The sequence below is a fragment of the Brevirhabdus pacifica genome (genome assembly GCF_002797755.1).
Taxonomy (GTDB): Bacteria; Pseudomonadota; Alphaproteobacteria; order Rhodobacterales; family Rhodobacteraceae; genus Brevirhabdus; species Brevirhabdus pacifica.
The window spans coordinates 1433558-1449726 of the sequence record NZ_PGFI01000011.1 but is presented as its reverse complement, the minus strand read 5'-3'; the positions used below and the strand labels follow the sequence as shown (position 1 = coordinate 1449726).

The window sequence follows — 16169 nt, the reverse complement described above, 5'->3', positions numbered from 1 at the left end:
CCCGTGTCCGATATCCTCAACGCCCTCGTGGCGATCACCAATTTCATCCTGATCCCGGCCACGGCCTATGGCAGCCAGCTTGCGCTTGGCGCTCTTGGCGTGACGCTGATCTACGGCATCCTGCGGTTTTCCAACTTCGCCCATGGCGACACCATGGCCTTCGGCGCCATGAGCACGATCCTGGTGACCTGGTGGCTGCAATCCCAGGGCATCGGCCTTGGTCCCTTGCCGACGGCGCTGCTGGCCCTGCCCGCCGGCGTCGCCGCGACGGTGCTGCTGGTGCTGGTGACAGACCGCACGGTCTACCGCTTCTATCGCCGGGCCAAGGCCAAACCGGTCTTCCTGGTGATCGTCTCGATGGGGGTCATGTTCGTCTACAACGGGCTGGTGCGTTTCATCATCGGTCCCGATGACCAGAACTTCGCCGACGGCGCGCGCTTCCTGATCTCGGCACGGGATTTCAAGCAGATGACCGGCCTTGACGAGGGGCTCGCGATCCGCAGCTCGCAGGCGATCACCATCGTCACGGCCGTGATCGTCGTGGCCTTCCTTTTCTGGTTTCTCGAGCGCACCCGCACCGGCAAATCCATGCGCGCCTTTTCCGACAACGAGGATCTGGCCCTGCTGTCGGGCATCAACCCCGAACGGGTGGTCATGCTGACATGGGTTCTGGTGGCGGCGCTGGCGACCATCGCGGGCGTGCTTTACGGGTTGGACAAGTCGTTCAAGCCATTCACCTATTTCCAGCTGCTGCTGCCGATCTTCGCGGCCGCGATCGTCGGCGGCCTTGGCAGTCCGCTGGGGGCCATTGCAGGCGGCTTCATCATCGCCTTCTCCGAGGTGGCCATCACCTATGCCTTCAAGAAGGTGGCGGGCTACCTGCTGCCCGAGGCGTGGGAGCCCGACGGCCTCGTCCAGCTTCTGAGCACGGATTACAAGTTCGCCGTCTCCTTCGTGATCCTGGTGATCGTCCTGCTGTTCCGGCCGACCGGCCTCTTCCGCGGAAAGGCCGTCTGATGCGCACCGTGTTTCTCTTTGCCCTGGTGGGGCTGCTGTTCGTCGTCACCGGCTTCACCTCGTCGTGGAACGTCGCCTTGGGGATCTTCAACATGGGGTTGATCAGCGCGATCATGGCGCTGGGGGTCAACATGCAATGGGGCTATGCGGGCCTGTTCAACGTGGGCGTCGTGGGCTTCGTGGCGCTTGGCGGTCTGGCCGCCGTGCTGGTCGGCATGCCGCCCACGCCCGACGCCTGGTCCGCCGGCGGTCCGCGCATCCTGCTGGCGCTGCTGGCAGGCGCCGGGGCTGTTGTGGCCACCATCGCCCTGCGGCGCGCCATGCGCCCGGGCTGGTCCCGCGCCCTGGCAACGGTCGCGGTGCTGGTCGTCGGGTTCTTCCTGTTCCGCGCGATACTCGACCCGGCGGTCGAGGCGATCGAGGCGGTGAACCCCTCCTCCACCGGCTATCTGGGCGGTCTGGGCCTGCCGGTGCTGCTGGGCTGGCCCGCGGGCGCGCTGTTGGCAGCGGGTGCGGCCTGGGCCATCGGCAAGACTGCCCTCGGGCTGCGCTCGGACTATCTGGCGATCGCGACGCTGGGCATCGCCGAGATCATCATCGCCGTTCTCAAGAACGAGGATTGGCTGAGCCGGGGCGTCAAGAACGTCATCGGCCTGCCCCGACCCGTTCCCTACGAGGTGGACCTGCAATCCTCGGAAAGCTTCGTGGCGCGGGCCCGCGACTGGGGAATCGATCCGGTCACCGCCTCGTCGATCACGGTCAAGCTGGCCTATGCGGGACTGTTCGCGCTGGTGCTGCTGGCGCTGCTGTGGCTGGCGCAGATGGCGCTGAACTCGCCCTGGGGACGGATGATGCGCGCCATTCGCGACAACGAGACCGCCGCCGCCGCCATGGGCAAGGATGTGACCGCGCGGCATCTGCAGATCTTCGTGCTGGGCTCGGCCATCTGCGGTATCGCGGGGGCGATGATGGTCACGCTCGACGGTCAGCTGACCCCCGGCAGCTACCAGCCCCTGCGCTTCACCTTCCTTGTGTGGGTGATGGTGATCGTCGGCGGTTCGGGCAACAACCTGGGCGCGGTGCTGGGCGGTTTCCTGATCTGGTTCCTCTGGGTCCAGGTCGAACCCATCGGCCTTTGGGTGATGGAGCTGGTGACCTCGGGCATGGACGGCGGCAATCCGCTGCGCCAGCACCTGATCGAGTCAGCGGCCCACATGCGCCTGCTGACCATGGGCGTGATCCTGCTCGTGGTGCTGCGTTTCAGCCCGCGCGGCCTGCTTCCCGAAAGGTAGCGTTACGGCACGGGCGCAGAAAATTCTGCGCCCGTGCGCAAAAGGACTATATCCGGGAGAAGCCCGGCGGCCTGCTTGCCGCCCCAATCAGCCGATCGACCAGACAAGAGATTTTCCCCGGTGATCTTCGGACTAGTAAAACTGCTGCTCAGGGTCGGACTGGGGCTGAGCCTGGCGCTGGGGATCTACCTTGGCCTGATCTGGTATCAGGTGACCCGTCTTGACGACGCGGGCCTGCGCGCGGCGCTGTCGCGGCCGCTGATGCTGGTGCAGGTCACGCCCCAGGGTCTTGGCCTTGCCGAGTGCAACTGTAACCGTACCCTGCGCGACGACGAGATCCCGCTGATGGTGCGCGACGCACTTGTCGCGACCGAGGACCGGCGCTTTTTCGATCATGGCGGCGTCGATCCCATCGCGCTGGTCCGTGCCGCCGCCACCGGCTTTGCCGAAGGGGGCAGCACCCTGACCCAGCAGCTGGCCAAATCCGCCCTGACAGGCGACTACGACCTGATCCAGCGCAAGATCCACGAGGCCATGTTCGCCTGGCGGATCGAAAGCCTCTACAGCAAGGACGACATCCTGCGCCTCTATCTCAGCCGGGTGCGGTTCGGTTCGATCCGGGGGGTGCCGGTCTTCGGGCTGCGTGACGCGGCCGAGGTCTATTTCGGGGTCGAGCCTGCCGATCTGAGCCTGGCGCAGTCGGCCCTGCTGGTCGGCATGCTGAAAGCCACGACCACCTACCAGCCGATCGAACACCCCCAGGCCGCCGCCGGCCGGGCACTGACGGTGGTAAACCTGATGCGCCGGGCCGGCCACATCCCCGCCAGCCTGCGCGTGGACATCGCCGCGGCCCTGCCCGACGGCCCGCGCAAGCGCCCCGCCCGCGACCGTTTCATCGAAGATCACCTGCTGGCCGAGTTCCGCGAACTGGGCTTCGATAGCAAGCCTGGGTGGTACCGCATCGTCACCTCCCTCGACCCCATCGCCCAGTACCAGGCCCGTCTGGTGGTCGAGGGCGAGATGTCCGAGCGGCGCGCCTCGGGCGCCCGGCGCGCGGCGCTCGTCACCCTTGATCGCGAGGGGCGGATCGTGGCCCTTTACGGCGGGCGGGACTACGGCCGCTCGACCTTCAACATCGCGACCCAAGGGGAACGGCAGGCCGCCTCGACCGCCAAGCTGGCCACCTATCTTGCCGCGCTCGAAGCCCGGTGGCAGGTGGATTACGCCGTCCAGGACAGCCGCGACGCCCTGACCGGCCCGTTCGAGCCGCGCAACGCCGATGACCGCTATCTGGGCAGCATCCGCATGGATCAATGCCTGGCCCAGTCGCGCAACGTCTGCACCATGTTCCTGGCCCAGGACGTGGGCATGCGCCGCATCTCAGAGATGGCGGCGCGGCTGGGGATGGTGGCGAAGGGGACGCCCGGATCCTCGGTCGTGCTGGGGGCGGCCGAGACCACGTTGCTGCGCAACACCGCCGCCTATTCCTCGCTGACCGCCGGCGGGCGCGTGCCCCATCCCCGCGCCATCCGCGCCGTTCTGGGTGCCTTCGGCCGAGTGCATTTCGGCGCCCCGCCCGAGCGGTCGCGCGCCGTCGCCTCCCCCACCAGCATCGACGCCATGCGCCGCATGCTGCGGATGGCCGTGACCGAGGGCACGGGGCGCAACGCCGATTTCGTCGGGGGCCGCGCCTTCGGCAAGACCGGCACCAGCCAGGAAAACCGCGATGCCTGGTTCATCGGCTTCACCGCCGACGATCTGACCACCGGCGTCTGGATCGGCCCGGCCGAGGGCAAGACCATGCGCGGCATATCGGGCGGCGACCTGCCGGCCCGCATCTTCAGCCGCTACAACCGCAACCTGGTCGAGCGTTTCCGCGACTACAGCGAAGGCGCGCCCAGCCTCAGCCGCTGAGGGGGCGCGGTTGCAAAGCCCGCGCGCCTGTCGCAGGCTTCCGGCCGCGTGACCGCCGCCCGGCCCGCGCCCACCATGCCCATGACATGACGGAGCATCCGATGTCCCAGCTACACGCCCTGATCCTTGCCGCCGGCCGCGCCGCGCGGATGCGAGGGGCCGACAAGCTGTTGGAAGAGGTTGCGGGCGTGCCCGTGTTGCGCCGCCTGGCCGAGGCGGCAATCGCGGCCGGGCTGCCCCTGCGGGTGGTGTTGCCGGCCCCGGACGCGCCCTTCGGTGCCGGACGGGCAGAGGTGCTTGCCGGCCTGCCCCTTTCGACGATCCGGGCGCCCGAGGGGGTGGTGGCGATGGGCCGCTCCCTCGCCGCCGGGGCAGCGGAGCTGCCTGCGGAGGCGTCGGGACTGATGGTTCTTTTGGGGGATATGCCAGGGATCGGGCGGGAGGAGGTGCGCGCAATGGCACAGGCCCACCTGGAGAACCCCGACCGGATCCTTCGCGGCACCGATGACAATGGCCGCCCGGGCCACCCGGTCATCTTTCCCGCCGCCCTTTTCCCGGCCCTCTCGGGGTTGAGCGACGACAGGGGTGCGGTCGCGATTATCCGGTCCCAGGCCCAACCGCCCCTGCCCGTCCCCCTGCCCGGCGCCCGCGCGACGGAGGATCTGGACACGCCTGAGGATTGGGAACGCTGGCGCGCCGGCAACCCGGACGATCAGGACGCCGACGGAGGTCAGTCCGCCGCGCGCGGCGGCAGCACCTCATAGCCTGCAAGCGCCAGCGTCAGCGCCTCGCCCGGCGCGGGCGTCTCCTGGGGGCCCGCGACCGGCGGCAGGGCCAGCGCCTGGCGCGCCACCTCCAGCAGGGGCATGCCGTCGGGACCGGGGGGCGCGACCCGCGCCTCGATACGCCCCGCCGCCGCGACCCCGGCTTCGGATCCGCTGATCCGCACGACCTGGTCCCGCCGCACCATCAACTGGAACTCGGCCCCCGGCGGCAGGTCCAGCCGCTGGCCCAGATGGCCGATGTCCAGCCGCGTGCCCTCGGGCCCAACCTCCAGCACCCGGGCATCCAGCAGGATCGCCCCTTCGGGCAGCAACAGCTCCGATCCGCCGCTGGCGGTGATGCGTCCCGCATCCATCCGCAGGACCCTGTCGGCCATCTTGCGCAACTCCGCGCGCGAGTGGGAGACATGGATCGCCGGCACCCCCGCCAGCGCAAGGCTGCGCTGAAGATAGGGGATCAGTTCGGACCGGCTGGCGTGATCGACTGCGCTCAGCGGCTCGTCCAGCAGGATCAGCCGGGGTGCCGACATCAGGCAACGGCCCAGGGCCACGCGCTGACGCTCGCCCCCCGACAGCCGCCCGGGCATGCGATCCAGAAGCCGCTCCAGCCTCAGCGTGTCGATGATCGCGTCCCGCTCGGGTCCGCGCTGCCCGGCGCCGCCGGAGGGGCCGGCGCGCCGCCGCTCCAGCCCGTAGTCGAGGTTCCGCGCAACATTCATGTGGTCGAAAAGGGCAGCTTCCTGAAAGACATAGCCGACCCTGCGGCGCCAAGCGGGCATCAGCCCGACCTTCGGACCCTGCCATTCCTCGCAGAATGCGCTGACGTGGCCAGTGGCCCCCGGCTCCAGCCCGGCGATGACGCGCAAAAGGCTGGTCTTGCCGCTGCCGCTGGGTCCCGAGACGGCCGTCACCCCGCGCAGGGCAATGGCGTGATCGACCGCAAGATCGAAGCCCGGCCGCCTCAGCGCCAATTCGAGGATCAGCTCAGAACACATCGCGCCGCCCCCTGCGGTTGAGGACGTAGACCGCGCTCAGCACCAGGAAGCTGAAGACCAGCAGCCCCGAGGACAACACGTGCGCGCGCTCGTAATCCAGCGTCTCCACGGCCGAGTAGACCTCGATCGAGATGACCCGCGTCTGGCCGGGGATGTTGCCCCCCACCATCAGCACCACCCCGAACTCTCCCACAGTGTGAGCAAAGCTGAGGACCAGCGCGGTCAGCAGCCCGCGTCGCGACTGGGGCAGGACAATGGTGCGGAAACGGTCGAACGGCCCCGCGCCCAGCGTCGCCGCGGCCTCGAGCGGGGGGCGCGGCACAGCCTCGAACGCGGTTTGCAGGGGCTGGACCGCGAAGGGCAGCGAATAGACCATCGAGGCCAGCACAAGCCCGGTGAAGGAAAAGGTCAGTGTCTCGCCGGTCAGCCGCACCCAGGCTGCACCAAGGCCCGTGTCGGGGCTGAAGAGGATCAGCAGGTAAAAGCCCAGCACCGTCGGTGGCAAAACCAGCGGCAGCGCGGTCACAGCCTCGATCAGCGGGCGGATGCGGGCCCGGGTGGTCGCCAGCCACCAGGCCAGCGGCACCGCCAGCGCCAGCAGCAACACGGCCGTCAACGCCGAAAGGTGCAGGGTCAGCCAGACCGGCGACCAGTCGATCGCCCATCCCCCTGCGCTGTTGGCCGGATCACTCCCCATCGGTTCCGTAGCCGAAATCACTCAGCACGGCGCGGGCCTCGTCGCTGAAAAGAAACTCGAAGAATTCCGCGGCTGCCGGATCCCGCTCGCCCGCAAGAAGCACCGCGTCCTGGCGGATCGGATCGTGCAGGCTGTCGGGCACCACCAGCCATTGATCGTTCAGGTCCTGGCGCGGGCTGCGCAGTTGGGACAGCGCCACAAGACCCAGCCCCGCGTTGCCGGTGGCGACGAATGCAAAGGTCTGGCCGATATTCTCGCCCAGAACCAGGCGGTCCGACAGGGCCTCGTCCATCCCAAGCGCCTTCAATGCCTGCATCGCCGCCAGACCATAGGGGGCCAGGACCGGATCCGCGATGGCCAGGCGCCCGAAATCCCCCGAAAGCCGCGCCTTGAGCATCTGGCCCACCGCAGCGTCGTCGGGCGGGGTGGTTCCTGTCCCCTCGGCCTCTTTGGCCGCTTTAGTCGGGCGCGAAGACCACAGCGCCAGCCGCCCCAGCGCGTAGGTCCGCGCGGGACCCACCGTAAGACCGGCCTTTTCCAGAAGGGCCGGCCGTTCCTGGTCGGCGGCAAGAAAGACGTCGAAAGGCGCGCCGCGCAGGATCTGGGCGTAAAGCTTGCCGGTGGAGCCGTTGATGATGCTGACCCGGTGGCCCGTCCGGGCCGCGAAGATCGGCGCCAGGGCCTCCAGCGGCTCGACCACGTTCGAGGCGGCGGCCACGCTCACCTGCCCCGCCCCGGCGGGCAACGGCGCCAGCCCCGAAAGGCCCAGCATGAGGGTAATGGCAAGCAGCGCGCGCATGGGATCCGGCCCTAGGAAATACGTCGGCGCAAGCTAGCGCCCCGCGCCGGGCGGTGCAATCGGGCGCCGGGCATTGTGTTCGGGCCGCGATGTCGCGGCAGTCACGCTAATTGATTGCTGATGAATGTTGGTACCCGAGGTCGGACTCGAACCGACAAGGTGTTGCCACCGGGGGATTTTGAATTGTCCCGACACCGGGCGATTTCAACGCCCTAGCCTACGCCGGATCACAGGGACATAGCAGAAACGTAGGGGGAAACTGTGACACGGGGGGATCGGCTCCCTCCTATCCATTGCGTCCGGGGCAGGGCCGCGCCGGGAGTCGAACCCGGAATGTGCCGCCATAGGCAGTGCGTCTAACCATTCCGCCACGCGGCCCTGTCGTTCCCCGAACCTCGGCTTTAATGGACTCCGAGGTGCGAATAGGCACCAAGCTCAATCGTGTACCACTTTCCGTTTGCATCCGGCCCAGCAACTGCAAATTCAGCTTCGTCTGGGTCACAGTCATTGCCGTGGTTGTCGAACCAATTTGTGATCGGGTACGTTTTCCCATCATCTAACAGAATGATGCGCAGACTTCGGTTTAGGGCTTCAATCGTCGCCATGCGTCCGCTCCTGTTCAGACTTTAGCGCGGGGGTCATAGCTGTAGCCGACCTTCCGCAATTCGCGGCGGTCATGGTCCCAATAGACCTTGCCAGCCTGCCACCAAACTTCATCGCCCAAAAGTGGCATTGCTGGCGCATCCTCGACATGAACAGCGCACTCGTCGCCGCTTCGGTCAACGCACCACAGGCGCGAAACGCTGCGGCCCTCGGGCGTTTTGCCAATCGGCATAATTTCAATAATTTTTCCGCCAACCATGGCTGCGCTCCTTTCTAGGATCTCTTCGCGCGCGACTTGCGCACATTGGCTGCGTTCTGTTCGGCCGCCACCATCGGCAAGGGAAAGGTCATGTGTCGCTTTCCTTGGCGCGACGCATCCGCGCATCGCACCGGATTTTCAACTTGCGCAAGGTGGCATCCCTGTCGGCCTTGACCGGCTCCAAAGCCCTTTGCGCCTCAGCGAATTTCGCATCTGCGGCTTCAAGCTCAGCACGCTCTTCATCGGTCAGGAAATCTTGCCACGCCATGCGCGTTTGTATGCTCATGGCCTGCATACTGGCAACTTATTAAATGTATGTCAATGTTTGACATACTGTATGTAATCGAATAGCATACATCAAGGGGAACACGGATTGCTGCGAAACCGCCCGCCTCGCGGCAATACCCAAACCAAGCGCGGGCACATTCGGAGGTAGAACCCGATGAAAGACCAGGCCGAGCAAATCAAGCTGCTGATCGCCAAAGCGGCTGAGGCGCACAGTGCCGCCGAGGCGCTGCACTTCTCACAAGCGGCCTGCAACGCCGCAAACGCTCTGTGTGCGCTCAGAAGCGCAGAGGGCGCCTAAACCCGCTGGCGGGGTTCGGCCCCGCCAGTCCAACAACCGCCCGGAGACCTATAACATGAGCGAACAAGAGAACTGGAAATGGTGGGTCGGCCACGACGATGAACGCTACCACACCGAATGCGAAACCAGAGAGGAAGCGGTCTACATCGCATCCGAAGAACAGGACGGCGGCCACATTGTTGAGGCGATGAAGCCAGCCAATATCAAGATAAGCCGATACTTTGACGGCCACATGTTCGCAGAGGAAGCCGAAGAACGCGCCTACGAGGATCACGGTGACCCCGAGGGAGACGTCGAAATCTTTCCGATCAAACCGGAACTCCGCGCCGACCTTGAAAAGATGGTGCGCGAGACAATGGACGCGTGGCAGGACAAGCATGGCCTGACCTTCACCGGGTTCCAATTCAAGGCCAGCCGGAACCAAGAATACATCCCGCCGAAACCCGAATCCAACTAACCCCCCCGGAGGAGAGAGATGCTTCATAACGACTGCGACGGCGGGGCTTGTGTCGCCTGCCACATGGCGGAGCAAAGGGCCAAAGGGCGGCGCTGCGACACGTGCTATTGGTGGCTTCGTGATTGGATGGGCGACGGCGAGGGCATCTGCCGCCGCTACAGGCCGGCACGGGTCGAGACCACCGGCGCAGGACATTTCTGCCGCGAACACTCTTTTGATCAACCACTGCCCAACTAACGCCCGGAGGCCGATATGGCGAAGCGCGGACGTGCTGATAGAATGAGCGAACAAGAGAACTGGAAATGGTGGGTCGGCCACGACGATGAACGCTACCACACCGAATGCGAAACCAGAGAGGAAGCGGTCTACATCGCATCCGAAGAACAGGACGGCGGCCACATTGTTGAGGCGATGAAGCCAGCCAATATCAAGATAAGCCGATACTTTGACGGCCACATGTTCGCAGAGGAAGCCGAAGAACGCGCCTACGAGGATCACGGTGACCCCGAGGGAGACGTCGAAATCTTTCCGATCAAACCGGAACTCCGCGCCGACCTTGAAAAGATGGTGCGCGAGACAATGGACGCGTGGCAGGACAAGCATGGCCTGACCTTCACCGGGTTCCAATTCAAGGCCAGCCGGAACCAAGAATACATCCCGCCGAAACCCGAATCCAACTAACCCCGGAGGCACCATGACCAGACCACTTTGGAGCATTGACCCTGAACAGCTAGAGCACTATCGGTGGGCCGCAAGCGTAGGTCGTGAAGCGCGAGACATGCAACCACAGGACTTTGAAGATTACCGCGAGGCGGCGAAAATCATCGTTGCGCAAGAAGCCGAAATTCGTCGCCTCCGCGGCGAGGCTAAATAGCCCCAACCGCGTCACCCCAAGGCAGAGGGACCGGCCCCCAGAAAGGAAAACGACATGGATGATGAATGGTATGATGATGCGCTGACAGAGGGCTATCGTCCAGACGAGGACGACGAAGACGAATGCCCGATCTGCGGCGATGACATCGGCATGTCGTGCCCCTGTCTTCGCGACTAACCCTCAATCCAACTGGATCAGCGAATTACCGGCCCCCTCGACGCAAAGGCCGGAGGAACACGGGGCGGCTTACCGCGCCGCGATACGGTTGATCTGGGCCTCGACCCTTTCGAGGATGGCGGTGCTTCTCGCCGCGGCGGTCTCCAGCTGATCGACCTTGCCGAGTATCAGGAATACCGCGACAGCAGCGCACCCGGTCAGGCCGCAGATGAGCCATCGAAGCGCAGATAGCCGGCCGGCAAGATCGCGCCGGAATATGTGGAAGGCCGTGCTGACTTCTTGGAGGGGTTCCGGCATGGCCTACGCCGGCTCACCTTCCGGCAGCGGATCGAACAGAGCAAACCCTGAGCCGATGGCGACCACGCAGGTCTCTCCGGTCGGGCTTGTCCGCGTGATGGTCCAGCCGCCGGTGTCGTCGTTTCCCCAGAACTCGATGATGAGCCGCCTGTCGGCGGTCAGTCCTGCCATTCGGCGCTGCTCAGAATACCGCTCGGTCAGCGTCTCCACCATGCTTTCGCGGGGGCCGCAGGGCGGGCCGGGTTCCGCCTTCACCGGCATAGGCCAGAGGATCGCCGCAGCCAGCGCTCCGGCAACCAGCAACACGATAACGAGGGTCAGGTCGAAGCATTTCCGCATTGGTCTTACTCCTTCATTTGCGCAATGCGCGGACCACCCCAATCGCGGCTGCCCCGCCGAAGTAGAGCGTTGCGATACGCTCTTGCAGGGACAGTAATTCCGGGCTGAGAGGGTCGGTGATGCCGAGGCCCAGAACCTTGTCCCAGACGACCAGCTTGAACGTGTAGATGATGAACGGCGCGGCCCACGCCATCTGCACCAGCGCCGTGATGCGGCCGCCGAGGGCGCGGTTGGCCTGCCGTTCCTCGAGGCGGGCGATCTCGACATTCGCCGCGATGCGCTCGCTCTCGTTCTTGGCGTTGTGCCGGGCTGCGTAGGCGTCCGCGAGGCGGTCCACCACGCCCCCGCTGAGCCACTTGAGGACGAGGGCGATCACAGCCCCACCTTCACGCGATGGATCTCGCCGCGCGTCTTGTCGTAAGTGATTGCCTGGATCTGCGCCCGAGCCGAGAAGGCGTTGCTGTAAGCGTGGGCGTCCCGCGCGGTCATCGCCCGCAGCTTCTCCCACAGCACCCCGCCGATGTCCGCGCTCCGGTGGTGGTGTTCGTGCGCCGTGTAGAGATACCGATGCAGGGTGCGCCCCCACATCACAGCGAACTGGTCGGCCATGAAATGAACCAGCCTTTCGGGCTTGGCCTTGTGGCCGTGGTGGGCGCCGAGCATGACCCGACCCCATTCCATCATGAAGAACTCGCCGGGGTCCTTCTCGACATTGACGCGCGGTTCATTGCGGTAGCGCTCGGCAAGCGCGAACATCACGGCCATGTAGCTGGTCGGGTTGTGGTTGCCGGGCAGGATGCGGATAATCACGTTGCGGTGCTTTTGCCGCGCCAGTTCCACAGCAGCCCCCAGCGCCTCGATCGACATGTCGAGGGTGCGGAAATGCCGGGTGTCTACGTCGAGCTGGTGGTGGGAGCGCGGCGTCTGGTTCGACTGATCGTCGGCGTGCTGCCCGTCCCCCACGTCGAGGATAACGGCGGTGTCGGATGCCGGGGCCGAGGCCACGCAGCGCCCCATCCAGTCGCGCAGACGGTCGCATGCTATCTTGGTGTCATAGTCCTCGCCGGTCTCCCTGCCCCATGCCATCATGCCGATATGCGCGTCTGCGATGGGATAGACCGTGCAAAGGTCGTCCAGCGTGTGCTGTGGGGTCGCCACCTCGGTCGCTGGCTCCATCCCCTCGAACGCCTCGCGCATCCGCTTGAGCATATCGTCCGGCAGATCCTGAGGCTTGAGAAGCACCGAATAACCGGGCTGGCCGTCCTTGGCCGGCACCTTCGCCCACGCCAGGCGGGGTTCCATCTGGGTGCCAACCGCGTCCATGCTGGCCTGAATGGCCGGGTCTCGATTGACGAAGCTCTCGTAGGCCCGCAGCCTGCCCTGTAGGCCGCCGCGAGACAGGTTCAGGGCCTCTGCCGCTGCGACCTGCGACCCGAACTGGCACAGGGCCTTGTGGGCCTCCTTGGCCTGTTCAAGCGTTATGCTCGGTGTTCCCATCGGGTTCCCCCCGCTTTGCCGCCAGCACGGCGACCGCCTGCTCCAGCCGCATGACGTGGCGGATCAGCGCCTCGTCCTCTCCGGCCATGATCCTGCGCAGCTTCGGTGTGCCGCGCAGGTATCTCTCCACGACCCGTTTCGCCGCCGCTGCGTCCTCTGCGATCAGGTCGGTCACTTGAGGTCGCGCTGTTTCGACCAAATGAGGGAAAACGCCACGGACGACAGGATCAGCGCCGCCTCGGTCATGTCGGCTTGCATCGCCTCGGGGATCCATCCGCGCGAAACGGCATAGATCACGGCCACGGGGACGAGGTGGCGAACGAGGCGCTTGATGTCTTCGGTCATTTGAACCTCCCGAGAATGCTGAGAATGAAAGAGACGAGGGCCGGCCACAGCCCTGCGACCTTCGGGGGCGTGGCGACGGCATCGGGCAGCGCCGGGGGCCGTGTGCCCCACTCCGCGGCCTCCAGCGCCGCCTCGAAGGACAGCGCGAAGTCGGCGTATTTCCCGGCCTCGAAGGTGCCGTTCCAGACCCGCCGGGCGGCCTTGTAGTCCCGGCGGTCGCCCTCGACGCACTGGGGCAGGCTGACGCCCGTGGCCCAGCCCTCGAGCATCGGCTGAACGAGGGCACGGACCGACAGGCGCAGATCTGACAAGGCTTCGGGGTTGCCGATCAGATCGACGCCCAGCCGGTCGCCCCATTTCTGGTGATTGTCGCGGCCCGTGATCTGGCCCAGCCCGTTGCCGCGATAGAGCCAACCGTCGTCGGAACTGACCCGGTTGCCCATGCGACCGTTGTAGACGCGGTTGGCGAGGTCACGCGGCTTTCGGGCGAAGCGCTTGGCTTCTTCCATGGTCCTGAAACGGTGCGGCCAAACCTCGCGAAGGCGCTTGGCGCTGTAGCTGAGGTTTTCACGGCGGGGCTGCATCTTCCCGCCCGTCTCGCCGTATGCCGTGGCGAGGATGTAGGCCGTCTGTCCGAGGTCAGCCCCGCGCACTTCGCATTCATCAAGGATCGCCTCGCAGACATCGACCTGGGGTTGGGACAGCTTGAAGCCGAACACACGCTTGTCGCGCCGCAGAGCCTCGTAGAATGCCTTTCGGTTCATTGCTTCTTCTCCCTCTCAAGCCGCTCCTGACGCGCGTCGCTGCGGGCCATGAATGTGAGGATGCTGGCGAACCGCTCGTCCGTGCGGGCTGCCTGCGTCTCCAGCAGTCGCATACGGATATCCATGTCGCGGCGGTCGATCCGCGCTTGCTCGATCTGGAGCGTGATGGTTTCGAGCGAATTGGCCGTTGATGCGTAATAGGCACCGACGCTGACCAGCAGGACCGCGATCTGGATCACATTGCCAAGGGTGATGGCGGGGGAGAACTCGGGCTTGGTCATCACGCCACCTTGAACGATCCGCTCAGGTAGAGCGTCTGACCGGACAGGTTGGCGTTCGTCACACCCCCCAAACCGGCCTGCGTGAAGACCTGCATCTTGTCGGCCGTGGGAAAGCCGTGGAAGCCCGAGATCGCAGTGCCGTAGGTAGATGTAATGCGCATCCCGGCGCGGGATGACGTGTCTGCGCGATCACCAAGCACCGGCATGTTGATTGTGACTTGAGTTGTGTCGGTGGTGGTGGGGAAGACGATGACAGCCCGGTATTCACACGTGTCCCCAATGACCTGATAGGACCCGCTGGCCGACGTGAACGTCAGGCCCGCCCCGCTCTTGTCCACCGGCGTCCACGACTTCTGCTCCAGCTTCCAGCGCGCTTCGCCCTCGTATTCCGCCAGAGGCCCGGCAGCGTTGCTGTTGGCCTTGACGTGAACCCCCGCGCGCAGCCCCTTGACCACGGGACCGTTGACCGAGCCGAAATAGACAATCGCCGTCTGGCCAACCGTCGTGCTGTAGGGACCAAAGCCCCAAAGCGACGAGCTGTCGGCGCTGAGCTTGAACCGCAGCCCGACCTCCCAGATGCCGGTCGCCAGCTCCTTGTTGTGGGTGACGACGAAATCCGTCGCGCCGGTGTTGCTGGTGACCAGCAGGTTCCCCACCGTCCCTGACGCGACCAGGGCAACCCCGGTATCATGCAGCTGCACCGAGGCGTTGGCAGACGTGCCCGCCGCGTAGACCCAGCGCATGTGATACTCGATGCCGGCCTTCATCGCCTCACAGGGCGCCGATGTCCGGTCTTGCGTGGACCCGGCGCTTGCGACCTCGAGGCCCGGATATAGACCCAGGGCGTTGTCGGCCCGATCCGTGCCTGCCGACCACGTGGCCGCCTTCGCGATCATGTTCTCGGAGCGGATGGTTGCGGCCAGGTTCTCGCCGTAGTTGCCCTGAACGACAATCGCCTCGCCAGTGCCGTTAAGTTCGAGCAAGTGAGAGCCAATTGTGGCGAACCCGATGTAGTTGCCGCTGACGACGCCGCCGGCCACCTTGCCGCCATTCCCGCCGCAGAAGATCGGGATATGGGCACCCGCATCCGACGTGAAATAGGATCCGTGGAGATTGAAGCCAGCCACCGTCTTGTTCGTCGCGGGGTAGAACAGGAAGCCATAAGCGCCGTTGCAGCCCTCGGTGCGGATCACACCGTCAAGGCCCCAGAGGTCGCCGTCGCAGCGGAACTCGTTCGTCACCGTCTGCTCGAAGTTGACCGAGGCAAGCGACATCTGAGAAACTGCAGACGCGCTGTCGATATAGATGCCGATGTCGCCCGTAACGGTGCTGTCGCCGAACGTGTAGTGCCCGCCGCCGGTGAAGGCCTCGAAGTGCACCCCGTAGCGGCTGATGTCGTAAAAGGTCAGGCCCCGGTGGCCGTTGGAGAAGGTGGAGGTCCCGCCGTAGACGAGGCCGTCCCGGAAGCCGTAGAATTCCGTGTCGCTGATGTCGCAATAGGACGCGTTCTCGATCAGGGCACCGTTGGTGCGCGTTCCGGTCGTGTCGCCGCGCAAGGTGATGTCACGGATGCCGAAGTGATAGGCGACATCCACAGCGTCTTTGTCGAGGTGCAGCGCATAGGCCGTCGAAGCCAAGCCCGACCAGAGGAGCGTGGTTGATTGCTTCCCGGCGCCCTCCAGGATCAGCCGCCCGCTACCAGCCGCGTGCGTGAGGGTCGAGGTCATGCCATAGGCAACGCCCGCATCAGCCGCCGGGATCGTCACCTTGTCCACCCGCTTCGTCCGCGCGGCGGTAACGGCTGCCTGCACCGCAGAGGTGACATCGCCGCCCGAGCGGACAAGACCGAACGCCTCAGCGCTGTAACCGCCCTTGGCATCGAGCAGAATATCCACCTGGACGGGTGTCGCGGCAGCGCTGGCCAAGTGCCCGGCGGACCCCGACGCTAGAACCACAGCACGGACCCCGCCGATCAGGACGATATCTCCCGCCGCCACATACTTGGCCGCTCCAAGGGTGTAGCTCGCAGTCGTGTCCGCCTTGAACTCAGCAGCCGTATCCCACGCATACCGAATATTCTCGAAGAGGTCGGCGATGCCCTGCGTTGAGGGCTGATTGGCCGTGTCCTTCGGATAGCTGAAAATGGCGTTCTCAGCGGCCTGCTTGATGCTCATATTGCTCTCCTGCCACGACA

The 16169-nt window shown here is 65.5% G+C and carries 24 protein-coding genes and 1 tRNA gene; 9 read left to right on the top strand and 16 right to left on the bottom strand.

Translation table 11 applies throughout. From position 1 onward, the window contains the following. Positions 1-3 precede the first annotated feature (3 nt). The 4 genes from CLV77_RS07030 (at position 4) to CLV77_RS07015 (ending at position 4987) form a co-directional block, all read left to right on the top strand. Positions 4-1017: a branched-chain amino acid ABC transporter permease gene (locus tag CLV77_RS07030; protein ID WP_076978645.1), complete on the top strand. Its 1014-nt coding sequence runs from the start codon at positions 4-6 to the stop codon at positions 1015-1017. Next, a complete protein-coding gene (locus CLV77_RS07025; protein WP_076978646.1) occupies positions 1017-2309 on the top strand; it encodes a branched-chain amino acid ABC transporter permease in 1293 nt (430 codons plus the stop codon). The genes CLV77_RS07030 and CLV77_RS07025 overlap by 1 nt, the downstream gene beginning before the upstream one ends. Positions 2310-2429: 120 nt before the next feature. Continuing rightward, on the top strand, positions 2430-4223 hold the full coding sequence (locus tag CLV77_RS07020) for a transglycosylase domain-containing protein (protein ID WP_076978647.1): 1794 nt from the start codon (positions 2430-2432) through the stop codon (positions 4221-4223). A 101-nt stretch (positions 4224-4324) separates the two neighbouring features. Beyond that, the gene (locus CLV77_RS07015) at positions 4325-4987 is read left to right on the top strand and encodes a nucleotidyltransferase family protein (protein ID WP_076978648.1); all 663 of its coding nucleotides are present in this window, start codon (positions 4325-4327) and stop codon (positions 4985-4987) included. Here the strand turns inward: CLV77_RS07015 and CLV77_RS07010 are convergent. From CLV77_RS07010 to CLV77_RS06985, 7 genes are all read right to left on the bottom strand, one after another. Beyond that, on the bottom strand, positions 4954-6000 hold the full coding sequence (locus CLV77_RS07010; RefSeq protein ID WP_076978649.1) for an ATP-binding cassette domain-containing protein: 1047 nt from the start codon (positions 5998-6000) through the stop codon (positions 4954-4956). The genes CLV77_RS07015 and CLV77_RS07010 overlap by 34 nt on opposite strands. Further along, a complete protein-coding gene (modB, locus tag CLV77_RS07005) occupies positions 5990-6697 on the bottom strand; it encodes a molybdate ABC transporter permease subunit (RefSeq protein ID WP_076978650.1) in 708 nt (235 codons plus the stop codon). The genes CLV77_RS07010 and modB overlap by 11 nt, the downstream gene beginning before the upstream one ends. After that, complete coding sequence (modA, locus tag CLV77_RS07000) at positions 6687-7496, bottom strand: molybdate ABC transporter substrate-binding protein (protein WP_076978651.1); 810 nt, start codon at positions 7494-7496, stop codon at positions 6687-6689. Before modA ends, modB begins: the two co-directional genes overlap by 11 nt. Before the next feature lie 307 nt (positions 7497-7803). Then, positions 7804-7874, bottom strand: a tRNA-OTHER gene (locus CLV77_RS06995). A 23-nt stretch (positions 7875-7897) separates the two neighbouring features. Beyond that, the gene (locus CLV77_RS16325; RefSeq protein WP_143815091.1) at positions 7898-8101 is read right to left on the bottom strand and encodes a hypothetical protein; all 204 of its coding nucleotides are present in this window, start codon (positions 8099-8101) and stop codon (positions 7898-7900) included. 14 nt (positions 8102-8115) lie between these two features. After that, the gene (locus CLV77_RS06990; RefSeq protein ID WP_076978652.1) at positions 8116-8358 is read right to left on the bottom strand and encodes a hypothetical protein; all 243 of its coding nucleotides are present in this window, start codon (positions 8356-8358) and stop codon (positions 8116-8118) included. Between the two features lie 88 nt (positions 8359-8446). Continuing rightward, positions 8447-8644, bottom strand: coding sequence for a hypothetical protein (locus tag CLV77_RS06985; RefSeq protein WP_143815092.1), 198 nt, complete (start codon positions 8642-8644; stop codon positions 8447-8449). Between the two features lie 156 nt (positions 8645-8800). On the opposite strand from CLV77_RS06985, the gene CLV77_RS16320 reads away from it, so the two are divergent. The 5 genes from CLV77_RS16320 to CLV77_RS16845 all read left to right on the top strand — a co-directional run bounded on the left by CLV77_RS16320 (position 8801) and on the right by CLV77_RS16845 (position 10452). Next, positions 8801-8944 carry a hypothetical protein gene (locus tag CLV77_RS16320; RefSeq protein WP_157802027.1) on the top strand — a complete coding sequence of 48 codons (144 nt, stop codon included), beginning with the start codon at positions 8801-8803 and terminating at the stop codon, positions 8942-8944. 55 nt (positions 8945-8999) lie between these two features. Next, positions 9000-9401, top strand: a complete 402-nt coding sequence (locus tag CLV77_RS06980; RefSeq protein ID WP_076978654.1) for a hypothetical protein — start codon at positions 9000-9002, stop codon at positions 9399-9401. A gap of 279 nt (positions 9402-9680) precedes the next feature. After that, entirely contained in the window at positions 9681-10082 is a 402-nt protein-coding gene (locus tag CLV77_RS06975; RefSeq protein ID WP_076978654.1) for a hypothetical protein, read from the top strand. Positions 10083-10095: 13 nt separating this feature from the next. Further along, the gene (locus tag CLV77_RS16315) at positions 10096-10275 is read left to right on the top strand and encodes a hypothetical protein (protein ID WP_143815093.1); all 180 of its coding nucleotides are present in this window, start codon (positions 10096-10098) and stop codon (positions 10273-10275) included. A 54-nt stretch (positions 10276-10329) separates the two neighbouring features. Then, on the top strand, positions 10330-10452 hold the full coding sequence (locus CLV77_RS16845) for a hypothetical protein (RefSeq protein ID WP_257787319.1): 123 nt from the start codon (positions 10330-10332) through the stop codon (positions 10450-10452). A gap of 69 nt (positions 10453-10521) precedes the next feature. Here the strand turns inward: CLV77_RS16845 and CLV77_RS06970 are convergent, their stop codons facing one another. Genes CLV77_RS06970 through CLV77_RS06935 form a run of 9 tightly spaced genes read right to left on the bottom strand, consistent with a single transcriptional unit; the run spans position 10522 to position 16149 of the window. After that, complete coding sequence (locus CLV77_RS06970) at positions 10522-10749, bottom strand: hypothetical protein (protein ID WP_076978655.1); 228 nt, start codon at positions 10747-10749, stop codon at positions 10522-10524. A gap of 3 nt (positions 10750-10752) precedes the next feature. Further along, positions 10753-11088: a hypothetical protein gene (locus CLV77_RS06965; protein ID WP_076978656.1), complete on the bottom strand. Its 336-nt coding sequence runs from the start codon at positions 11086-11088 to the stop codon at positions 10753-10755. Positions 11089-11101: 13 nt separating this feature from the next. Continuing rightward, positions 11102-11425, bottom strand: coding sequence for a hypothetical protein (locus CLV77_RS06960; RefSeq protein ID WP_143815094.1), 324 nt, complete (start codon positions 11423-11425; stop codon positions 11102-11104). Positions 11426-11460: 35 nt separating this feature from the next. Then, the gene (locus CLV77_RS06955; protein ID WP_076978658.1) at positions 11461-12585 is read right to left on the bottom strand and encodes a hypothetical protein; all 1125 of its coding nucleotides are present in this window, start codon (positions 12583-12585) and stop codon (positions 11461-11463) included. Continuing rightward, positions 12560-12760: a hypothetical protein gene (locus CLV77_RS06950; RefSeq protein ID WP_076978659.1), complete on the bottom strand. Its 201-nt coding sequence runs from the start codon at positions 12758-12760 to the stop codon at positions 12560-12562. The genes CLV77_RS06955 and CLV77_RS06950 overlap by 26 nt, the downstream gene beginning before the upstream one ends. Next, the gene (locus tag CLV77_RS16310; protein WP_157802025.1) at positions 12757-12930 is read right to left on the bottom strand and encodes a Pam3-gp28 family putative phage holin; all 174 of its coding nucleotides are present in this window, start codon (positions 12928-12930) and stop codon (positions 12757-12759) included. Before CLV77_RS16310 ends, CLV77_RS06950 begins: the two co-directional genes overlap by 4 nt. Beyond that, positions 12927-13694, bottom strand: coding sequence for a hypothetical protein (locus CLV77_RS06945; protein ID WP_076978660.1), 768 nt, complete (start codon positions 13692-13694; stop codon positions 12927-12929). The genes CLV77_RS16310 and CLV77_RS06945 overlap by 4 nt, the downstream gene beginning before the upstream one ends. After that, entirely contained in the window at positions 13691-13975 is a 285-nt protein-coding gene (locus tag CLV77_RS06940; protein ID WP_076978661.1) for a hypothetical protein, read from the bottom strand. The genes CLV77_RS06945 and CLV77_RS06940 overlap by 4 nt, the downstream gene beginning before the upstream one ends. Continuing rightward, a complete protein-coding gene (locus CLV77_RS06935; protein ID WP_076978662.1) occupies positions 13975-16149 on the bottom strand; it encodes a hypothetical protein in 2175 nt (724 codons plus the stop codon). Before CLV77_RS06935 ends, CLV77_RS06940 begins: the two co-directional genes overlap by 1 nt. Positions 16150-16169: the final 20 nt, after the last annotated feature.